The following is a 20,494-nucleotide window of genomic DNA, read 5'->3' as shown; positions in this document are numbered from 1 at the left end:
TCTGGCATGGCTGGCGCACTTACGGCGCCTTGGCCGCGATCGCGTCGATTTCCACCAGCGCGCCCGGCAATGGCAGGGCCACCACCTGGATGGCGGTGCGTGTCGGTGTACGGGGTTGCTCGGCGGTGGCGAAGAACTCGGTGTAGGCCGCCTGCAGCCCGGCGAAGTCGAGGGCGCCGCCGTTGGCCGGGTCACCTACCAGGAACACCCGTAACTGGACGATGTCGCCAAGGTCCAGGCCCTGGCTGTGCAGCGCCGTGCGCAGCTTGTTCAGCACCGAGCGGGCCTGGGTTTCTGTGTTGCCCAGCGCCGCAACGCTACCCTTGGGCGCCTTTGGGTCGGCTACGTCCGGCAGGGTGCCGCTGATGAACGTCAGCTGGCTGCCGGCCGGTACCGTGACCAGCTGCGAGATAGGGAAGTTCGAGCCGGGTGGCGCGACGCGCTTGATGCCGTCGGCGTGGGCGTTGAGGGTGAGCGACATGAGTACTCCGGCAAGCAGAAGAAGACGAGGCATGGGGGTGGTTCCTTGCAGGTCAGGCGGCAACGCCGCGGGTGGTCTGGCTGGCGTGTTTGGCAATCAGGCCGACCACCCGGCGGGCGGACTCGGCGGCACTGTTCTGCCAGATGCCCACGCCGCCATGGGCCAGGGCGTCGCTGGCCAGCCAGGTACGCCCCTGGGGCTGGTTGAGCAGGTCGTAGCCGGGCTGGGCGACTTCGTCGTGGACGATCCACGGCGCTTCGCTGAAAGGGATCTTCGACCAGTTCACCACCACCGGCCTGGCCAGCTTGTGGCTGTGGCCCGGGTGCAGCGATTCCACCGCCTGGCGCGAGGAGGCGACCTGGGCCTGCAGCGGCTTGGCGGCAAACTGCTGGGCCACCGCGCCCGTGTTGTAAGTGGCGACCAGCACACCCTGGGCGCTGTTGAGGTGATCGCTGGGGTACCACAGGGTGCGGGCTTCGTGGTTGATGTAGCTGAGCCCGCCATAGATCTGGAAGTCGGTTTCCCAGAAGCGCGGCGACTGCCAGGCCACCTTGTTGGCCTTGTCGCCTTCGGCGCTGGCGATGGCCTGCCTGAAGGCCTTGTCGAAGTTGTTCGGTAGCTTGGCCAGCAGTGGCAGGGGCAGGGTGACGATGGCGTAGTCGGCCTGTTCGACGTGCTGCTGGCCGCTCTTGCGGTCGCGCCAGACCACCTTGGCACCGTTGTCACCGGTATCCACCCCCAGCACCTCGGCGCCCAGGCGCACGCTGTCCTTGACCTGGCGATAGAACGCCTTGGGAATCTGGTCCATGCCACCGACCGGCTGGAACATGGTCGAGGAGAACTCGGGGATTTCGTCGAACACCAGCGGCAAAAGCAGGTTGCTGTCCAGCAGCTGGTCCAGTGGCACCGGCTGGCGCTGGATCGGGGTCTGGTCGCCGGCGCCGGCGAAGCGGGTGTAGCCGGCGCGTACCGAACCGCGGTACTGCTGCTGGCTGTCGAGGTCGCCGTAGACCTTGAGGAAGTCCAGCAAGGCCTTGCGCTGGCTGCTGTCGAGCTCGGCATCGAGGGAGTTGCGGCTGACACTGCGCGCCAGCAGTTCGCTGAAGTGCCCGCGGGTGTCATTGACTGCCTGGCGCAGCAGCAGCGGTGGGCGAGCCAGGTCTGGTTGGGCCAGGGCGTTGCGGCTGCTGTTGACCAGCACCTGCAGCTCCACACCCAGCTCACGGCAGTAGCCGAGGATGGTCAGGTGATGGCTGGGCAGGCGCGCGGCGCCGGCGTTGAAGAAGTGGCCCGGGTCGAACTCGACGGTTTGCGAACTGCCGTCGTTGTGCTCGACGCGGTCGCCCTGGCGCAAAGTCCAGACCCGGCCACCTACCCGCTCGCGGGCCTCCAGCACGGTGACCGAAAAGCCGGCCTTGCGCAGCTCGTAGGCGGATACCAGGCCGGAAATACCAGCGCCGACAATCACCACGCGCTTGCCGTTGCCGCCGCTTGCGGCCAGTTGCAGGGGTTGGAAGGTGGCAGCCAGGGCATTCTGCCCCAGCGCGCCCAGGGCTGCCGAATAGCCGCCAATGGCGGCGAGGCGGGTGATCAGGTCTCTACGGGACAATCCCATGTCGCATGCTCCGAGAAGGTTGGGTTCGGATGTGCGCAACGGGCGGATCGAAGGGAGGGACTCGACGGCGGCTGGCACAAATCCATTTGCCTCCGCCATGTTGGGGTCGGTTTACAGAACCTAATGGACTTTCACGAAGCTGTGAAAGGCTTTCTTGTTCTATATTTATTATGTTTATTACTGATAATAAACCAGCAAGAAATGCGCAATTATGATTTTAATTGGCTGCGCTGTCGCGCAGAAAACTCAGTGCGCAAGCGGTCCGCGTACCGTGTGGGAGCGGGCATGCCCGCGAAGAAGCCAACGCAGTGCCTGGCACCGGCTCCGCCGGTGTTCGCGGGCGCGCCCGCTCCCACAGAGCCCCGCTAAATCAATGAGTTATGTGTTGTTCTATGAGAGCGGGCAAGCCCGCGAAGAATCCACCGCGGTGCATGGCACCGGCTTCGCCGGTGTTCGCGGGTGAACCCGCTCCCACAAGGTTCCTGCCAAGGAATTCCTTTTCGTGCAGGGCAGGTTCAGGCGACTGCGGTCTTTCCGCGGCGCAGCGTGTTGCGGTTGGTCGGAACGCTCAGGCCAAAGCTGTCGCGCAGGGTGCTGCCGCTGTATTCGCTGCGCACCAGGCCGCGCGCTTGCAGCAGGGGCACCACCAGCTCGGTGAAATACTGCAGGCCATCGGGCAGCAGCGAGTTGATGATGAAGCCGTCGGCAGCGCCGTCTTCGAACCAGTCCTGCAAGGCGTTGGCGACCTGCTCGGGGGTGCCGGTGAAGTCGCGTCTTGGGCGCGAGAAGCGCAAGGCCAGTTGGCGCAGGCTCAGGCTTTCGTCGCGGGCCAGTTGCTTCAACTGGTCGGCGGTGCCCTTGTGGCTGTTGTCGCCGAGGGTGCCCAGGTCGGGGAACGGTGCATCCAGCTCGTGCTGGCTGAAGTCATAGTCGTTGAACGGGCGGCCGAGGGCGACCAGGGCGTCCTCGATGCTCACCAGGTCGACGGCCTGCTGGTAGCGGCGCTCCACCTCTGCTTCGTCGCGGCCGACGATGGGGCGGATGCCCGGCAGGATGAACAGCTGGTCCGGGTCGCGGCCATGGCTTGCGGCGCGTTGCTTCAAATCCTGGTAGTAGGCGCGTGCATCGCTGAACGACTCGGGGTTGACGAAGATCGCATCGGCGTTCTGCGCGGCGAAGTTGCGCCCGTCCTCCGACACACCGGCCTGGAAGATCAGCGGCTGGCCCTGGGGCGAGCGCTGGATGTTCAGCGGGCCCTTGACCTTGAAGAACTCGCCCTTGTGGCCCAGGGTGTGCAACTTGGCCGGGTCGAAGAATTCGCCGCTCTGCTTGTCGCGGGTGAAGGCGTCGTCTTCCCATGAGTCCCACAGGCCCTTGACCACCTCGACATGCTCGCGGGCGATGCGGTAGCGCACGGCGTGGGGCGGGTGCTGGTCCTTGCCGAAGTTGTCGGCGGTGCCCGACAGCCATGAGGTGACCACGTTCCAGCCGGCGCGCCGCCGCTGATCAAATCCAGCGAGGCGAGCTGGCGGGCGACCTGGAACGGTTCGGTATAGCTGACCGTGACCGTGGCCACCAGGCCGATATGGGTGGTGACCGCCGCCAGTGCCGAGAGAATGGTCAGCGGCTCGAAGCGGTTGAGGTAGTGGGGGCTGGAACGGGCATGGATGTGCAGGCTGTCGGCGATGAAGGCGAAATCGAACTTGGCCGCCTCGGCCAATTGCGCCTGCTGCTTGTAGAAACCGAAGTTGACGCTGGCGTCGGCCAGCGCCTCGGGGTGGCGCCATTCGCCCCAGCCGTGGCCGACACCGTGGATCATTGCGCCGAGATGGATCTGTCTTTTGCTCATGTTCAATACCTCTTGCCAGATAGGCCTCAATGTCTGATCCGCGCGGCACGCCCGTGCCGCACGGCAAAACGGTCAAACCGCCACGGGCAGCACGCTGCGCGAATGCCCGGGTATCGCCTCGATCAGCGCCCGCGTATAGGCGCTGGCCGGTTGGCCGAACACCTGCACCGCCGGCCCTTGCTCGACCACCTGGCCGCGCTGCAGCACCAGCACCTGGTCGGCCATGCTCGCCACCACCGCCAGGTCGTGGGAGACCAGCACGTAGGCCATTCCCAGCTCGCGCTGCAGCTCATCCAGCAGGGCGAGGATCTGCGCCTGCACCGACACGTCCAGCGCACTGACCGGTTCGTCGAGCAGCAGCACCTCGGGCTCCAGGGCCAATGCCCGGGCGATCGCCACGCGTTGGCGCTGGCCGCCCGACAGCTCCCGGGGCAGGCGGTCGAGGAAGTGCACCGGCAGGTGCACCCGCGTGATCAGTTCACGGGCCCTGCGCTCCAGGGCCTCGCCCTTAAGCAGGCCGAACGACACCAGCGGTTCGACGATGCTGTCGAACACGGTGAAGCGCGGGTCCAGCGCGGCGAACGGGTTCTGCTGCACCAGCTGGATGCGCCGGCGCAGGGGGCGGAACTGCCGCCAGCTGCAGGCACTGACGTCCACGCCAGCGAACTCCACCCGCCCGTGGCTGGGTTTTTCCAGCCCGAGGGCGATCCGTAGTGCGGTGCTCTTGCCTGAGCCCGACTCGCCGACGATGGCCAGGGTCTGCCCGGCATGCACCTCAAGGTTCAGGTCATGCAGGGCGGTGAAGTGGGCATGCTGCCCGGGCAACGCGAAGTGCTTGCCGACGTTGCTCAGGCGCAGCAGCGCTGCCTGGCCCCTCGGCGCGCCAGGCCTGCGCCGTGGCACGAAGGCCGGCGCGGCGTTGAGCAGGTCGCGGGTGTAGGGCTGCCGTGCGCCCCAGAGGATCTGCCTGGGCGAGGCCTGCTCGACGAGCTCACCCTGTTTCATGACCAGCAGGCGGTCGGCGCGGTCGCAGGCCATGCCCAGGTCATGGGTGATGATCAGCAGCGAGATGCCGCGCTCGGCCACCAGCCGTTGCAGGTGGTCGAGGATGCGCCGCTGTACCGTCACGTCCAGCGCGCTGGTGGGCTCGTCGGCGATGATCAGCCGCGGCTCGCCGGCCAGGGCGATGGCGATCAGCACCCGCTGGCGCATGCCGCCGGAAAGTTCATGGGGGTACTGGCGGGAGCGCAGCGCCGGGTCGTCCAGGCCGACCTGGGCCAGCAGCTCCAACACATCGGCATCCACCGTCGGGTAGCGTCGGCCGCGAGCCAGCAGCAAGGCCTCGGCGATCTGCCGGCCGATGCGCAGGGTCGGGTTGAGGCTGACCATCGGGTCCTGCGGTACCAGGCCGATGGTGCGCCCGCGCAACTGGCGCCGGGTACGGTCGCTGGCCCGGGCCACATCCACGTCGTCGACCCACAGCTGGCCCTGCTCGATGCGGGCATTGCCCGGCAGCAGGCCGAGCAGGGCATTGGCCAGGGTCGACTTGCCCGAGCCGGACTCGCCGACGATGGCCAGCGTCTCGCCCTGGGCCAGGCTGAACGATAGCTGGCGCAAGGCCTGGATGGGTTGCCCGGCGAAGGTGTAGCTGACACTCAGGTCGCGGACCTCGATCAGGGGGCGCTGGCTCATCGGGCATGCTCCTCGGCGCTGCGCGCCAGGTGGTTGAGGCTGAACACCACGGCTACCACGAACAGCCCTGGCAGCAGGGAGACCCAAGGGGCGGTGATCAGGAAGTGGCGGCCGTTGGCGATCAGCGTGCCCCATTCCGCCGCCGGCGGCGCCGCGCCGAAGCCGAGGAAGCTCAGCCCGGCGGTGGCCAGGATGGCGGCGCCGAAGTCCAGGGTGGCGAGCACCGCCACCGGGCCCCAGGCGTTGGGCAGCACATGGCGCAGCAGCGTGCGCGCCCAGCTGGCGCCGCCCAGGCGGGCGGCCTCGACATAGGGCAGGGTCTTGATGCGCAGCACTTCGGCGCGGGTGGTGCGGGCAAAGCCCGGGATGATGCCGACGCCCACGGCGACTGCCACCGGCACCGTACCGAAGCCGATCGCGGTGACGATGGCCAATGCCAGCAGCAGGCCGGGCAGTGCCAGCAACACGTCGATCAGGCGCATCAGCGCCGCGTCGACGCGCCCACCGGCAAAGCCGGCCAGCACGCCCAGGCCGAGGCCACCGAGCAGGGCGATGGCCACTGCCAGCAGTGCGGCCAGCACCGACAGGCGTGCGCCATAGACCACCCGGGTATACAGGTCGCGGCCCAGCTCGTCGGTGCCGAACCAGTGCACCACGCCGGGGGCGCTGAGCTTGTCGGCGGGCGAGGTGGCGTAGGGGTCGAAGCTGGTCAGCAACTGCGGGGCCAGTGCCGCGAACAGGGCGAACAGCACGATCAACAGCGCCAGGCTGAAGCCTGGCCTGCGCAGCAGCGGGAGCAGGGCCTGCCGGGCGCGCTGCAGTTGCGTGCGCCGCTTCCAGGCGCTGGCAGGATGTGCCACCTCGCCCGTGGGCTGGGTGTCGATCGGGGACAGGGAAAGGTCGATGGTCATCTCAGCTCACCTTGGCCGTGTGGGTGATGCGTGGGTCGAGGTACGGGTAGAGCAGGTCGACGATCAGGTTCACCACCACGAAGGCGGTGGCCGATACCGCGACGATCGCCAGCACCACCGGGATGTCCTGGCGCAGCACGGCCTCCTGGGCCAGGCGGCCGACGCCGTTGCGCGAGAAGATGGTTTCCACCAGCACCGCGCCGGATACCGTATTGCCGACCTGCAGGCCGATCAGGGTCAGCAGCGGCAAGGCCGCGTTGCGCAAGCCATGGCGCGCCTGCACTTGGGCCCGGCTCAGGCCCTTGGCGAAGGCGGTGGTGATGTAGGGTTCCTGCCACACGCCCTGGAAGCCACGCTGCAGCACCTGGGCGTACACCGCGGCGCTGGGGATCGCCAAGGTGATCGCCGGCAGCACCAGGCTGGCCAGGCCCTGGCTGCCGGTGGCCGGGAACCAGCCGAGGGCGAAGGCAAATACCTGGATCAGCAGCAGGCCCATCCAGAACACCGGCACCGAGAAACCCAGCGACGGCAGGCGTGCCAGGGCGGTCTTCAGTGGCCGCCATTGCAGGTAGGCGGTCAGGTAGGCCAGGCCGACCCCGGCCAGCAGCGACAGGGCGATGGCCGCGCCGGCCAGGGCCAGGGTCTGCGGCAGGCGCTCGGCCAGCAGCGCAGTGACCGGCCGGCCCAGTGACAGCGACTGCCCGAGGTCACCGTGCAGGGCGCGCCACAGCAGGTCGAAGTACTGCTCGAGCAACCCCTTGTCCAGCCCGTAGTAGGCACGGGCCTTGGCCAGGTCCTCGGGTGACAGGCCATCGGCCTCCATGCCCGAGGCGCTGAGCATGATCGCCAGGGTGTCGCCCGGCAGCAGGTAGAGGATGAAGTAGGTGATGGTGTAGGCGCCCCACAGCACCAACAGGGCCTGGCCGATGCGGCCGATCAGGTAGCGTTTCATGGCTGGCCGACCTGGATGTCACTGAGCAGCGCGAAGCCTTCTGCAGTCCAGCGGAAGTCCTTGACCCGCGGCGCGGTGGCGGCTTGCCAAACGCGTTCGTACAGCGGGAACGCCGACGCCTCGTCGACCAGCAGGTCCTGCAGCTGGCCGTAGGCCTGGGCCCGTTGCGGGGCGGCGGTGGCGGTGATGCCGCTGTCGAACAGCGCCTGGGCCCTGGCCAGGGTGTGCGGTTCGTAGGTGTTGGTGGCCAACGTGGTGCTGCTTGCTGCCCGCGGGTCGAGGATGGTCTGCAGGATGATCGGGTCGGCGCGGGTCATGTAGGTGGAGGTCAGGTCGTAGTTGCCGGACGCGTTCCCGGCCACCCATTCGGCGCGGGTCAGCACATTGAGCTTGAGATCGATGCCGACCTTGCGCAACTGGTCCTGCACCAGCACGTCACCGGCGCTTTCGGCCGGGGTCAGGTTGTAGCGCAGGGTCAGGCGCTGGCCGTTCTTGTGCCGGTAGCCGTCCTCGCCCTTGTGCCAGCCGGCGGCCTCGAGCAGTTGCTCGGCGCCCGTGGGGTCATAGGCGAGCTTGTCGGCCTGGGGCTTGAAGTACGGCGTGGTGACGTCGTAAACGCCGCTCACCACCGGGAACGCGGCGTTGTACACGGTATGCGCGTAGCTGGTGCGGTCGATGGCCTTCTGCAGTGCCAGGCGCACCTGGCGGTCGGCCAGCAGGCGGTCGTTGCGCGTGTTGGGGTAGAGGTTGAGCGCCGGGCCCGGCAGCGAGCGGCTCTGGATGGTCGCGCCCTTGGACTGGAACAGCTTCAGGTCGACTTCCGAGAACGGGTTGCGCGGCCACAGGATGTCGGCCTTGCCCTGCAGGAACAGGCCGTTGCGCACGCTTTCCTCGGGGATGTAGCTGATGTCCACGGCATCCAGGTGCGCCGGGCCCTGGTTGTGCATGTTGGCTGATGGCCAGGCGTAGTCGGCACGCTTGACCAGGCGTGCGCCCACCTCCGGGGTGTAGTGCTCGAGGATGAACGGGCCGGTGCCGATGATGTTACCCAGCGAGCGCGTCTGGGCGGTCAGCTTGTAGGAGGCCGGCGCAAGGATGGCCAGGTTGGTGGTCGAAGTGGCCTGCAGGAAACCGGCGTTGGGTTTGGCCAGGACCAGGCGCACGGTGAAGTCGTCCAGCACCTCGGCGTGGTCGTAGCCTGCCAGGTAGGTAGCACCGAAGGTGGCCGGCAGCTGCGTGGCGAAGGCCTTGTTGCTGTCGAAGGCGGTTTTCACGGCGTGGGCGTCGAAGCGTTCGCCATTGCTGAAGGTGACGTCCTGGCGCAGCTGGAAGGTGTAGCTCAGGGTATCGGCACTGACCTCCCAGCTTTTTGCCAGCCAGGGGATGATGCGGCCGGTTTGCGGGTCCTGGTCGGTCAGGGACTCGGCGACATTGCGCAGCAGTACGCGGTGCTCCAGCCAGTAGACCTGGAAGGGGTCGACGCTGACCAGGGTGGTGTTGTCGCCCCAGAAGGCGATGTTCAGGGTGTTGCTGGCCGAGGTGTTGTCGGCTGGGGAGCAGGCGGTGAGGGCCAGGGCCAGGGAGCTGATGGTGAACAGGCGGTGCAGTGGGGGCATGGGATGGTCCTTCATTGAGTTGGGGTTACCTGTGCCGGCCTCTTCGCGGGCATGCCCGCTCCCACAGGGATTTCACTTTCCTTGAGTGGTGCGCCATACCTGTGGGAGCGGGTTTACCCGCGAAGAGGCCGGTACAGACGACAGCTGCCTTCCAGTCAGTCCTGGTAATCGCGGCCCTCGCGGTCCAGCTGCCGGATCAACGCATCCCAATGCCGCTGGATGCCTTCCCCCTTGCCATCGGAAAACCGCTTCGATTGTTCATGCACCTTGGCAATCGCCGCCTGCGATGCATGCAGCAGTTGGTCATTGCCCCCGGCCTGGGCCGCCACCTGGATGTTGCAGGCCCGCTCCAGCCCATGCAGTTCACGGAACGCGTGCTCGACGCTGATCCCCCCGGTGAGCAACCCGTGGTTGCGCAGGATGAGGATGTTGCTGTCGCCCAGGTTGGCCACCAGCCGCTGCTGTTCGTCCAGGTCCAGGGCCACGCCTTCGTAGTCGTGGTAAACCACCCGGCTGTAGTAGGCCAAGGCGTGCTGGGAGATCGGCAACAGGCCGTCGCGCTGGGCCGATACCGCTGCGCCATCGCGGGTGTGGGTGTGCAGCACGGCCTTCAGGTCGGGGCGGGCGCGGTGGATTGCACTGTGGATCACGTAGCCGGCCTGGTTGATGCCCAGCCCCAGCGGGTCGTCGACGATGGTGCCGTCGACGTCGACCTTGACCAGGTTGGAGGCGGTGATTTCGTCGAACAGCAGGCCGAAGGCGTTGATCAGGAAGTGTTCGTCCGGCCCCGGTACGCGGGCCGAAAAGTGCGTGTAGATGTGGTCGGTCCAGCGGAACAGGGCGGCCAGGCGGTAGGCGGCAGCCAGCTTGACCCGCACCTCCCACTCTTCGGCGCTGACCCGGTCGCGCACCTTGTCGGTGCTGGTAGTGACGGCAGACAGTGAACTCATGGTGTGCTCTCCGGTAATCAGTAGCCGCGCGCGGTGTCGACCAGGTTGGCCAGGGGCGCCTGCTCGCGGTAGCGGTGGAAGTTGGCGATGAAGGCTTCGAGCAGGGCCGGGTAGCCGTCCTCGGAAATGGCCGAGGTGTGCGGCGACAGGAACACCCGTGGGTGGTGATACAGCGGGTGGCCGGCGGGCAGTGGCTCGGGGTCGGTGACATCCAGGCTGGCGCGGCCGATCAGGCCGCTGTCCAGGGCCTCGAGCAGGGCTTGCTGGTCGAGCAGGCCACCGCGGGCGATATTGATCAGGTGCAGGCCAGGGCGGGCATGGGCCAGCACCTGACGGTCGACCAGGCCAAGGGTGGCGGCGGTGAGTGGGGCGGCCAGCACCAGGTGGTCGCTGCCGGCGAACAACTGCTGCAGGTCGGCGGCGCGCTCCACCCCGGGCACCTCGGCGATGGCCTGGCCGGGGCGGCTCAAGGCCAGCACCTTCATGCCAAGGGCCACTGCCTTGCGCGCCAGGCTCTGGCCGATACTGCCAAAACCGAGAATGCCCAGGGTGCGGCCGCGCAACGGCGCCAGCGGGGTCAGGCGCCAGTCGGCATCCTTGACCCACAGTCCCGGCAGTTGCTTGGCGGCGGCGAACACCAGGGCCAGGGCGAATTCGGCTACCTGCTCGGCATTGGCGCCCTTGCCGCTGGTGACCGGTGTGCCCTGGAACACCCAGTCGGGGTAGAAGTCGATGCCCGAGGACACCAGCTGCACCCACTTCAGGCCCCAGGGCCAGCCTGGCGGCGGGGTGTCGATGCGCTGCCCGCGCACGTTGATCGGGCGCAGGATGAATACATCGGCAGGGGCTTGCAGGGCCAGCTGGCCGGGGGCGATATCGATGACTTCATGGTCCGGCAGGTGTTCGCGCAGGTGCTGGTTGGCCTGGGCGTCGAGCTGGCTGGCGATGATCGAATGGCTCATGCGTGCACCTCCGCCAGCGCCGCGCGGCCGGCCTGACCGAACACCACATCGTCCTGCGGGGTGTGGATGCGGCTGCAGAGCACGTCGCGGTAGTGCCGTTCCAGCGGGTTGCGCCGCGACAGCCCGGGGTTGCCGGTGGCCTCGATGGCCAGCTCCACGGCCCGGATGGCATTGGCGCTTACCAGGTGCTTGAGCTGCCCGGCATGCTGCGCGGCGACCTGCCCGGCGGTGGCTGCGTCAAGCAGGCCCTGGTTGGCGAACAGCAGGGTGTCGATGCGTCCCAGCACGTCCTGGAAGCGCGGCAGGCTGGCCAGCGGCGCGCCCAGGTTGGAGGGGGCACGCTGCTTGAGAAAACCCGCCAGCCAGTCGCGGGCGGCACGGGCCACGCCGTCGTACACCGCTGGCAGCAGTACGGCCATCCACAGCAGGCTCTCGCCGTCGAGTTCGGCCTTCGGTGCGCTTGCCGGGCTGACGCTGACGGCATGGTCGAGGGGGATCAGCACATCGTCGAAGCGCACTTCATGGCTGCAGGTGGCGCGCATGCCCAGGTGGTCCCAGTCATCGACGATGGTGATGCCGGGCGTGTCGCGGTGCACCAGGAAGCCGCCGACCAGCGGGTCGGCGTCGTCGCTGCGGCCCCAGACCAGGTACCAGGTCAGGCCGTGGCTGCCGGTGGAGTAGATCTTGCGCCCGCTCAGGCGCCAGCCCTCGGCTGTGCGCCGCGCCACGGTGGCGGGCAGGCCGCCGCGGGCCGGGGTGCCGAGTTCGGGTTCAACGCGCAGGGCATTGATCAGTGCGCCCTGATGCACGGCATCGCGGGCCACGCGCTGGCGCAGGTGTTCGGGCCAGCGGGCCTCGTCCTGCAGGCGAAAGTGCTGCAGGTACTGCATCACCAGGATCAACGCGGTAGCCGGGTCGCCCTTGCCGACCGCGCCGATCACCCGACGGGCGCTGGCCAGGTCCGCGCCGGTGCCACCGAGTGCGCGGGGTACGGTGAAGGCGAGCAGGCCGTGACGGTGCAGCAGGTCGAAATTGTCCTGGGGGAACTGCGCGCTGCGGTCGTAGCGTTCGGCGTTGGCCGCGAGGGCCTGCGTCAGCTCGGCGAGGGCGCTGTCGGAGGGGTGACTCATGGGGTTTCATCCCTGAATGACGGTGTGTTGCTAAGACCGTATTCGTATGGATGAACGCTGTAAAAGTCTTTTTGGTTCTATGCTAATTATTTGTTTTAAGAATTTATTGTTTTTACTGTTATGCATGAATTGCATTTATTGGCGGGGCGCCAGGCGCCCCTGCGTGGTCAACCCAGGAGCCTGTGCCCTGCCACCTCACCGAAAAGCTCGACCGGTTCCTGCAGGTTGCCCAGGTAACGTGGATGGAACAGCCACAGGTCTACCTGCGGCTTGAAATCACTGACATTGATCACATCCAGCGCATCGCGGTGGCGGCTGGCCTGCAACAGTGGTTCGGGCACCAGCCCCAGGCCCTGGCCGTTGGCGACCAGGCCCAGTTGCAACTCGGTGCCGAAGGTTTCCAGGTTGATCGACAGGCTCAGCCCCTGTTCGCTCAGCGCCCGCTGCAGACCGGCGCGGAAACCACAGCCGTCGGGGTTGAGCACCCAGCCACGGGTGTAGCAGTCCTTGAGCTTGTAGCTGCGCTTGGTGACGCTGCCCTTGGCGGCTACCACCTTCAGCGGCATGCGCGCGATCGAGCGGCTGGCGATGCCTTCGGGGAAGATCTTGCCCGGTGGGAACAGCGCGGCGGCGGCGTCCAGTTCAGCGTTTTCCATGCGCGCGATGAGGCTGCTGCCCCAACCGCTGCTGACCTGGGTGCGCAATTGCGGGTAGGCCTCGCGAATCTGCGCCAGGGCATCGAGCAGCACCACGTCACCCAGGGTTTGCGGCACACCCAGGCGCAGGGTGCCCGAAGGCGCGCCATCGTTGGCCACCAGTTCGCGCAGCGAGTCGATCTCGCGCAGGATCGCCTTGCACTGCTCGTACACCCGCAGGCCCATGGGGGTGGGCTTGAGCGGCTTGGTGTTGCGGTCGAGCAGGGTGGCGCCAAGGTCTTCCTCGAAGTTCTGCACCCGGCGGGTGATCGCCGGTTGCGTCAGTTGCAGGGCCTCGGCGGCGAGGTTGGTGGATTGGCAACGGATGACCGCGACGAAGGCGTCCATATCATCGATTTTCATAACTGGCGCTCACAGGGTCGGATGGAAAATAAGGCATTAGCATAATCTGCCTGGCGGGTAATGCCATCGGTTCTGTTTAGATAGATGAAAACGCATATTAGGATATTCCTAAAATCAATTTAATTTATTTGACGGATCTCGCTAGAGTCGCCTGGCACGGGCCGCATGATGCTGCCCGCCCAGACACCGAGGAACGCCATGTCCATCCGATCGAAGCTGCTGACCCTGGCCGCGGCCCTGCTGCTGGCCAGCCAGGCCGGCGCCGCCGAGCGCCTGACCCTGCGCATCGGCGACCAGAAGGGCAACATGCGCGCCCAGCTGGAAGCCGCAGGCGCATTGCGCGACCTGCCTTACGACATCCACTGGGCCGAGTTCCCCGCTGCCGCGCCGCTGGCCGAGGCGCTCAATGCCGGGGCGATCGATGCCGGCATCATCGGTGATGCGCCGCTGCTGTTCGTGCTGGCTTCGGGGGCACCGGTCAAGGCCATTGCCGTGGACAAGTCCGACCCCTATGGCACGGCGCTGCTGGTGCGTCCTGACGCGCAGCTGCACAGCGCGGCCGAGCTCAAGGGCAAGCGCATCGCCACCGGTCGCGGGTCGATCGGCCATCATCTGGCCCTCAAGGCGCTGGACCAGGTCGGCTTGAGCGAGAAGGACGTGGAGTTCCGCTTCCTCGGGCCGGTGGACGCCAAGATCGCCCTGGCCAACGGCTCGGTGGACGCCTGGTCGACCTGGGAACCCTACACCGCGCTGGCCGAGCTGAGCGGGCAGGGCCGGGTGCTGGTCAACGGCCGCGGCCTTTCCAGCGGCAACAGCTTCCTCGCCGCCACCGACAAGGCGCTGGATCAACCTGCGCGGCGCGCGGCGTTGCAGGACTACCTCAACCGCCTGGCTGGGGCGCAGGTCTGGGCCAACCAGCACCTGGACAGCTACTCGAAAACCCTGGCCGCGATCATCGGCTTCCCCGAGAACGCCGCCCGCCTGCAGTTCGAGCGCCGCCAGCTGCGCTGGCAGGTGATCGACCCGCAGACCGTGGCGCAACAGCAGGACACCGCCGACTTCTACCACGCCCACGGCCTGATGAGCGAACGCCTCGATGTGGCACCGACCTTCGCCACTGGCTTCACCCTACCCGATGCCGCCACGCTGGCCGCGCAACCCTGACTTCGGAGACCTCTACATGTCCTTCAAACCCCTGCGCCAGCTTGGCCTGGCGCTGCTGGCCAGCGCCTTGCTGCCGAGCCTCGCCAGCGCCGAACAGACCCTGCGCATCGGCTACCAGAAATCCTCGACCCTGCTGACTCTGCTCAAGGCCCGCGGCAGCCTCGAACAACGCCTGCAGGCCGAGGGCATTCGCGTCAGCTGGCACGAGTTCCCCAGCGGCTTGCCATTGCTGGAGGCGCTGAACCTGGGCAATGTCGACCTGTCGGCGGATGTTGCCGACACCGTTCCGGTATTCACCCAGGCTGCTGGCGCCAGGCTTACCTACTTCGCCCGGGAGACGCCTTCGCCAACGGCCCAGGCCATCCTGGTGCCCGCGGACTCGCCACTCAGGACCCTGGCCGACCTCAAGGGCAAGCGCGTGGCGGTGACCAAGGCCGCTGGTAGCCACTATTTGCTGATCCAGGCCCTGGCCAAGGCTGGGCTGACCTTCAAGGACATCACCCCGGCCTACCTGATCCCTGCCGACGGCCGCGCCGCCTTCGAGAACCACAAGGTCGATGCCTGGGTAACCTGGGACCCTTACGTGGCCAGCGCCCAGCGCCAGCAGAACGCCCGCATCCTGGCCGACGGCAGCGAACTGGCCAGCTACCAGCGCTACTACCTGGCCAGCAGCGACTATGCCCAGGCCCACCCTGAGGTGCTGCAGCAGGTGTACCTGGCCCTGCGTGAGGCAGGTGTCTGGACCAAGGCCAACCCGGCGGCCGCAGCACGCATCCTCGGGCCGCTATGGGGCAACCTGGACAGTGCCACGGTGCAGCAGGCCAATGCGCGGCGCAGCTACGACGTGCAGCCGGTGAAGCCGGAGAACCTGGCCGAGCAGCAGCGCATCGCCGATGCGTTCTACCGCGAGGGGCTGTTGCCCAAGGCGGTGGATGCCAAGGCGGTGAGCTTGTATGAGCCGGTTGCAGACTAGCGTGGGGTAGTCTATTTGGTTTGTTCTGTCTTCTTTTCAATGTCCGCTTTCGGGCGAAAGCGGTAACTATCAACTAATGAATTTGGCCATTTCCGACGTTCCAGTCCAACCGGTTTGCTCATAGACCGGTTTACCCGTCTCGGTTGCGTGCAGGACAGCGAAGGTGATGCCTCGGCGAGCGAACTCGGCGTCGGCTGCCTGCATCAAGGCTGAAGCCAGGCCACGGCGACGGTAGGCCGGGTGGACGAACACATTCAGCACGTACCCACGCTTGTCCAGGGTCGGGTGCGATGGATGGGGAGGCCAATCAATGCTCATCAAGCCAATGGCTGCGACAGGTTGGTCGCCATCCAAGAGCTTGAAACCGTAGTACCGACCGTCACCGAGCCGCTCTTTCAACCATGGGCGAAAGTGCTGAGTCATGACTTGCAGTTTTTCAGGGTCGCCACCTGCCTCAAGAAACATCTCCTGGCGATGCGAGCAGATCATTTCTGCGTCAGCGGGCCCGACAGGCCGGCACTCCAAGCCTGAAAACTCTCCACATCCTTGTAGGTCGATCATCGTTTATCCCGTGTCAGTGGCCGATTCATGGAAAGGCAGCCTATGGCACCTTCAGGCCTGTTTGCAATGGCCAACGATCGACCTTGGCAAGCCACTCAGCTTTTGTCATCTCTCCTGGAACTGCACATAACTCATTGAATCAGCAGGAGCCTGAAGCAACTGTCTTGCTAAAATTCCCAAAGGTGGCGCGATCCCCTGTGGGAGCGGCCTTGTGTCGCGAAAGGGCTGCAAAGCAGCCCCAGCAATTTCAACTATCGCGCATCAATCCAGGGGCCGCGATGCGGCCCTTTCGCGACACAAGGCCGCTCCCACAGGTACAGCGACAACCTCGAGAGCAACGCCCAGGCCGGCGTTGTGGGCGGAGGAGGGCTCGGCATGATGGACGATCCCTCCTCCTGAAGCCCATGGCGATGATCAGGCTTGTACCGCATTGACCCCGCCAGTGGGCATGGATTTTTTGCGCACCGCTTGATAGAGAAGGCTGGACACCATGAAGCCCGCGATGGCCAGTATGCTCATCAAGGTGAACACATAGTTGTAGCCCTGTTGACCAGGGAAGTGGTCGAGGAGCGCGCCATAGATGACGTAGGCAAACATGCCGGGGGCATAGCCGATCAGGCAACCGATGCCGAAGGCCGAGCCGGTGATGTGCTGGGGAATGCCGACTTCGCCCATGGGTGCCCAGAACACGCCGCGCATCGAGAACACAATCAACGCGAAGGATAGGGTGGCCGCCATCCCCGCATAGATGAAGCCCGGGCTTTTGGGAATCAGCATGATCACGCCCATCAGCGGCAATAACGCCAGGAATGCCCACTTCAGGTAACGGCTGGTGCTCTTGAACTGCTTGTCGGCAATGAAACCACCGGCAGGCCCGCCGAGGATTTTCAGGAAGTATTGGTTGATGATGCCGTAGGCACCGACCAACGCCACGGGCAACCCGTACATTTCCTTGAGGTAGGGAATGAAATAGGTCAGGCCGCAGTAGACGATGTAGACCATGAACACGTTGAGACTGACCAACCAGATACCGGGTACCTTGATCGCCTCCATCAGGTTCGCCAGACCGTTTTTCGGCTTGGCGGCTGATTGCGCGTTACCGCCCTTGAGCAGGAGCCAGGTCAGGGTGCCGGCCAGAATGTCGATGACCGAGTAGAACAGGATCGCCGACTTCAGGCCGGTTTCCCCCGAGCCCATGGCGACGAACACGCCCAGTGCGGAAAAGGCCACCAGCGTATCAACCACGCCACGCCCGCCTTCCAGCAGGCCGAACAACCGGCCTTGCTCCTGATCGTCACCCAGATTACGGATGGCTTTGAGCAGCGATGGCCAGAACAGGCAGTCGGCACAGACGGCCAACAGGCTGAACACGATCAGCAAGCTGCTGAAGGGCGGAAAGGTTGCCAGGTACAACCCAAGAGCTCCGGTCCCGATCAGGCCGAGGGGGATCAGTTTGCGCGTGTCGTAGCGATCGGCGAGCAGGCCGCCAACCACAAACAGTGCAGTCGCGATGATCGCGTTGGCACTCAACAGCACGCCGATTTCAGTGTGGCTCAGGCCCATGAATTCCTGCATGGGGACATAGAAGGCGTCCTTGAGGTTCGCCAACTTGTAAATGGTGCCGCCACCGAGGATGAGAATCAGGAGTCTGAGCCATTTGGCCTTGTTGTGAGTTGTCATTATTGTTCTCCGGGCGTAATCGGGTCGTCAGGTTCAGGCGTTGGAAGGGGTGGCCAGGGTCAGTTCAGCCAAGGTGCGCAGTTCGCCCAGCAAGCGTCGGACATAGGCCACCTGATTGTTCGCCCAGCGGTGTTCGTCGGCCAGCATGCGCTCGAGCGAGTAGCCTTTCGGGAGCGGCGTTTCGCTCATCTCCCGGTAAGCAATGAATGGATCGGCCGCTTCGAGGCTCTGGCGGAAGGCCGGGGCCACATAGTGATTTTCCTGCTCGAGAATGAACGCGATCACCTGTGGGGTTGCTTCGCCCAGCATCAACAGTTCGAACAGCATGCGGGCGCTGGGCAGGTCGTCTTCGTCGCTGCCTTGCAATACGCCGTAATGGCCGAAGCCGTTCTGTTCGGGGACGATGCGTACGCCCTTGAGGTGAGCCTGGCGGATGTGCGGCGCCAGGTTGTGCAGGGCCTGCAGGGGCTGTTCGCAGGCATTGATCATGTTGCCGAAGTCGAACAGCGCATGCAGGCGAGGGTGGTTGAGACGGTTGAGCAACTGCGCGATTTCGCTGCTCTTGAGTTCTTCATGCTGCTCGAAGTCAAAGTACAGATCGTTGGCGTCGGCCTGTTGCGCGAGGTAGTGCAGGTCGGTCTCGATCACGTCCATGACCCGCGACAGCGTGCCCTCGTAACGTGAGTAGACGCGGATGTTGCGCACCCCCAGGGCCTTGGCGATGGTGATCACCTGGTCGACATCCTTTTTCAGCGTGCTGCTGATTTCCAGGTGCACATCCAGCCCCAGCGCCTTGGCCTTGCTGGCAAACGCCTGGAGCTGCTCTGGCGACATCTGGCTCAGGCTGTTTTCCTCGCCGTCGAGCAAGTGCAGGCTCAGGCCTTGCAGCTCGTGGCGATAGGCAAAATCCAGCAGGTCGGCGGGGGTGACACGACCGTGGGTGAGGTTGGTTAGTAGCGGGTAGGCGTGGGCAAACAGGCGCAATTGCCCGAGACGCTCAAGCAACCGCTGGGCCAGTGCTTCGGTCAGCACTGGAGCAGCTATGTGTTCGACCACCTTGTGGCTCAGCAAGGCGTTGAATCGTTCCTGGATCTTGTTGTTCATTAGAGTCGTTCCTGGTTCAGACTCCGGGTCTACCGGCGCAGCCTTTATCGCGCCAGTCAGGAACTCTCGATAGATCCATTATCAACTAATTGATAAGGCCACTTGCCTCGCATCAAGTGGCCGGCGGAAGGTAACCCAGCGTGCGCAAGGCCTGGGCCAGCTCCTCTACACGCTCCCGGGCCTGCTTTTCGGGCGTGCCGGCAAAGCCGATCAACAGGGCAGGCGGCAGGTCATGCTTGATGCGGTAGTCGCTCAAGGCGTAGGTGTGAATGTTGTGTCGGGCCAGTTGCCGGGCGATGTCAGTGTCACTGAGTTCGGGAGGCAGCCAGGCGATCAGGTGCATGCCGGCATCCGTTGGAGTGATCCTGAAAAAGCTGCCGATCTGCTGTTCAAGTTGTTCGATCAATGCCTGCTGGCGCGCCTTGTACAGTGCACGCATGCGGCGGATGTGCCCCAGGAAGTGGCCTTCGCTCATGAAATCCGCCGTTGTGGCCTGAAGCAGTGTGGGCGGGCTGCGATCCATGACCGCGCGCAGGGTGCAGAAGGGCTCGACCAGAGCCTGCGGCAGTATCACGTAACCCAGTCGTAGTGACGGAAAGAGCACTTTGCTGAACGTGCCGACGTAGATCACCCGGGCCATCTGGTCCAAGGCATACAGTGCCGGGAGAAGTCGACCACTGTAGCGAAACTCGCTGTCGCAATCGTCCTCGATGATCCAGCTCTGATGCTGCGCAGCCCAGTCGATGAGTGCCTGGCGCCGCACATAACTCAGGGTGACACCCAAAGGATGCTGACGCGAAGGCGTACAAAATACCAGGCGTGCATCAGGGCACTCGGCAAGGCCTTGCTGGACATCGATCCCCTGTTCGTCAATACGCAACGGAATGATCTTGGCCCCCTGGGCTTGCAACGCAATTCGCGCGGCGATGTGCCCAGGGTCTTCCATCCAGACACTGTCCTGCGGATTGAGCAGCAGCATGCCCAGCAGGTTGAACGCTTGCTGCGCGCCGGAAACGATCACCACTTGCTCGGCATTGCAGTCGATACCTCGCGCATCGAAGACGTATTCGGCAATCGCTGTGCGAAACGCCTGCAAGCCTTGCAACTCGCCATAACCCAGAATCGCCTTGGTCGGCTTGAGCAAATGACGGTTCATCAGGCGCCGCCAGATGGCTTGCGGAAATTCTTCATAGGTGCTGTGACTGGGCAGGAAGGAGGTCGGCGTCGCGGGATCCCAGTCGGCATAGGACACCCCGCGAAAATGATCGCTGCGCAGCGACAGCATCGACTGGCTCAGTTCGGACAGGCGCGGTGGCTGGCGCGGTTGCTCGTCCTCGATACTCCGGTTTTCCCACTCAGTACCGACATACGTACCTGCACCCGTGCGCGAGGCCAGGAAGCCTTCGGCAATCAACTGATCGAAAGCATTGAGGATGGTGATCCGCGACAGCCCCAACTCGATGCTCAAGGTCCGGGTCGACGGCAGGCGCACGCCCCCCTGAATTCTGCCGTTGAGTATCTGTTTGCGAATCTGCAGATACAGCTGGCGGTACAGGGGTATGGCACTGGCACGGTCCAGTTCGATAGCCGACAGCAGCAAACCTGTGGGGGATTTCATGACATGCTCGTCTGGTGAAATGGGACTTGACCTGGAAACCGTCAGGTGACGGGGCTTTCAGGGTAGCGAGCGATACCCGATAAGTCATCCGTCCGGCTTTGATGTCCGGCGCAGGCTGGTGGCTGGATACTGCAGAAAAGACCGATTAAAGCGTCCGCTTTGGGTCCAGGCTGTGTGA

At 65.2% G+C, this 20,494-nt stretch carries 16 protein-coding genes and 1 pseudogene; 2 read left to right on the top strand and 15 right to left on the bottom strand.

Annotated features, from left to right (window positions below; translation table 11 throughout):
- Positions 1 to 19 precede the first annotated feature (19 nt).
- The 11 genes and pseudogenes from B2790_RS02775 to B2790_RS02725 form a co-directional block, all read right to left on the bottom strand.
- A complete protein-coding gene (locus tag B2790_RS02775) occupies positions 20 to 514 on the bottom strand; it encodes a RidA family protein (protein WP_075045458.1) in 495 nt (164 codons plus the stop codon).
- A 19-nt stretch (positions 515 to 533) separates the two neighbouring features.
- Entirely contained in the window at positions 534 to 2,096 is a 1,563-nt protein-coding gene (locus B2790_RS02770; RefSeq protein ID WP_085691918.1) for a flavin monoamine oxidase family protein, read from the bottom strand.
- A gap of 515 nt (positions 2,097 to 2,611) precedes the next feature.
- Positions 2,612 to 3,945: pseudogene (locus tag B2790_RS02765) on the bottom strand (LLM class flavin-dependent oxidoreductase).
- Between the two features lie 72 nt (positions 3,946 to 4,017).
- A complete protein-coding gene (locus B2790_RS02760; RefSeq protein ID WP_286918197.1) occupies positions 4,018 to 5,637 on the bottom strand; it encodes a dipeptide ABC transporter ATP-binding protein in 1,620 nt (539 codons plus the stop codon).
- Positions 5,634 to 6,548: an ABC transporter permease gene (locus tag B2790_RS02755; protein WP_286918196.1), complete on the bottom strand. Its 915-nt coding sequence runs from the start codon at positions 6,546 to 6,548 to the stop codon at positions 5,634 to 5,636. Before B2790_RS02755 ends, B2790_RS02760 begins: the two co-directional genes overlap by 4 nt.
- A gap of 1 nt (position 6,549) precedes the next feature.
- Complete coding sequence (locus B2790_RS02750; RefSeq protein WP_075045452.1) at positions 6,550 to 7,500, bottom strand: ABC transporter permease; 951 nt, start codon at positions 7,498 to 7,500, stop codon at positions 6,550 to 6,552.
- Positions 7,497 to 9,116 (bottom strand): ABC transporter substrate-binding protein, encoded by a 1,620-nt coding sequence (locus B2790_RS02745; RefSeq protein ID WP_286918195.1) that lies wholly within the window; start codon positions 9,114 to 9,116, stop codon positions 7,497 to 7,499. The genes B2790_RS02750 and B2790_RS02745 overlap by 4 nt, the downstream gene beginning before the upstream one ends.
- 155 nt (positions 9,117 to 9,271) lie before the next feature.
- Complete coding sequence (locus tag B2790_RS02740; protein ID WP_286918194.1) at positions 9,272 to 10,066, bottom strand: class II aldolase/adducin family protein; 795 nt, start codon at positions 10,064 to 10,066, stop codon at positions 9,272 to 9,274.
- A 17-nt stretch (positions 10,067 to 10,083) separates the two neighbouring features.
- Positions 10,084 to 11,028 carry a D-isomer specific 2-hydroxyacid dehydrogenase family protein gene (locus B2790_RS02735; protein ID WP_286918193.1) on the bottom strand — a complete coding sequence of 315 codons (945 nt, stop codon included), beginning with the start codon at positions 11,026 to 11,028 and terminating at the stop codon, positions 10,084 to 10,086.
- The gene (locus tag B2790_RS02730) at positions 11,025 to 12,158 is read right to left on the bottom strand and encodes an acyl-CoA dehydrogenase family protein (protein WP_286100023.1); all 1,134 of its coding nucleotides are present in this window, start codon (positions 12,156 to 12,158) and stop codon (positions 11,025 to 11,027) included. The genes B2790_RS02735 and B2790_RS02730 overlap by 4 nt, the downstream gene beginning before the upstream one ends.
- 167 nt (positions 12,159 to 12,325) lie before the next feature.
- Complete coding sequence (locus tag B2790_RS02725) at positions 12,326 to 13,216, bottom strand: LysR family transcriptional regulator (protein WP_075045447.1); 891 nt, start codon at positions 13,214 to 13,216, stop codon at positions 12,326 to 12,328.
- Positions 13,217 to 13,414: 198 nt separating this feature from the next.
- Between B2790_RS02725 and B2790_RS02720 the strand changes: the two genes are divergently transcribed.
- Together B2790_RS02720 and B2790_RS02715 are read left to right on the top strand one after the other, a co-directional pair.
- A complete protein-coding gene (locus B2790_RS02720; RefSeq protein WP_286918192.1) occupies positions 13,415 to 14,380 on the top strand; it encodes an ABC transporter substrate-binding protein in 966 nt (321 codons plus the stop codon).
- Between the two features lie 16 nt (positions 14,381 to 14,396).
- Positions 14,397 to 15,353 (top strand): aliphatic sulfonate ABC transporter substrate-binding protein, encoded by a 957-nt coding sequence (locus B2790_RS02715; protein ID WP_286918191.1) that lies wholly within the window; start codon positions 14,397 to 14,399, stop codon positions 15,351 to 15,353.
- Between the two features lie 69 nt (positions 15,354 to 15,422).
- On the opposite strand, the gene B2790_RS02710 is transcribed toward B2790_RS02715, so the two are convergent.
- The 4 genes from B2790_RS02710 to B2790_RS02695 all read right to left on the bottom strand — a co-directional run bounded on the left by B2790_RS02710 (position 15,423) and on the right by B2790_RS02695 (position 20,316).
- Positions 15,423 to 15,914 (bottom strand): GNAT family N-acetyltransferase, encoded by a 492-nt coding sequence (locus B2790_RS02710; protein ID WP_286918190.1) that lies wholly within the window; start codon positions 15,912 to 15,914, stop codon positions 15,423 to 15,425.
- A 414-nt stretch (positions 15,915 to 16,328) separates the two neighbouring features.
- Positions 16,329 to 17,594, bottom strand: coding sequence for an MFS transporter (locus B2790_RS02705; protein ID WP_286918189.1), 1,266 nt, complete (start codon positions 17,592 to 17,594; stop codon positions 16,329 to 16,331).
- 33 nt (positions 17,595 to 17,627) lie between these two features.
- Entirely contained in the window at positions 17,628 to 18,698 is a 1,071-nt protein-coding gene (locus B2790_RS02700; RefSeq protein ID WP_286100017.1) for a sugar phosphate isomerase/epimerase family protein, read from the bottom strand.
- A gap of 112 nt (positions 18,699 to 18,810) precedes the next feature.
- Positions 18,811 to 20,316 carry a PLP-dependent aminotransferase family protein gene (locus B2790_RS02695; protein ID WP_286918188.1) on the bottom strand — a complete coding sequence of 502 codons (1,506 nt, stop codon included), beginning with the start codon at positions 20,314 to 20,316 and terminating at the stop codon, positions 18,811 to 18,813.
- Positions 20,317 to 20,494: the final 178 nt, after the last annotated feature.

This window comes from Pseudomonas sp. UBA6753 (genome assembly GCF_002453565.1).
GTDB classification, from domain to species: Bacteria; Pseudomonadota; Gammaproteobacteria; order Pseudomonadales; family Pseudomonadaceae; genus Aquipseudomonas; species Aquipseudomonas putida_Z.
The sequence above is the reverse complement of the archived record's forward strand: the minus strand, read 5'-3'. Positions and strand labels throughout refer to the sequence as shown.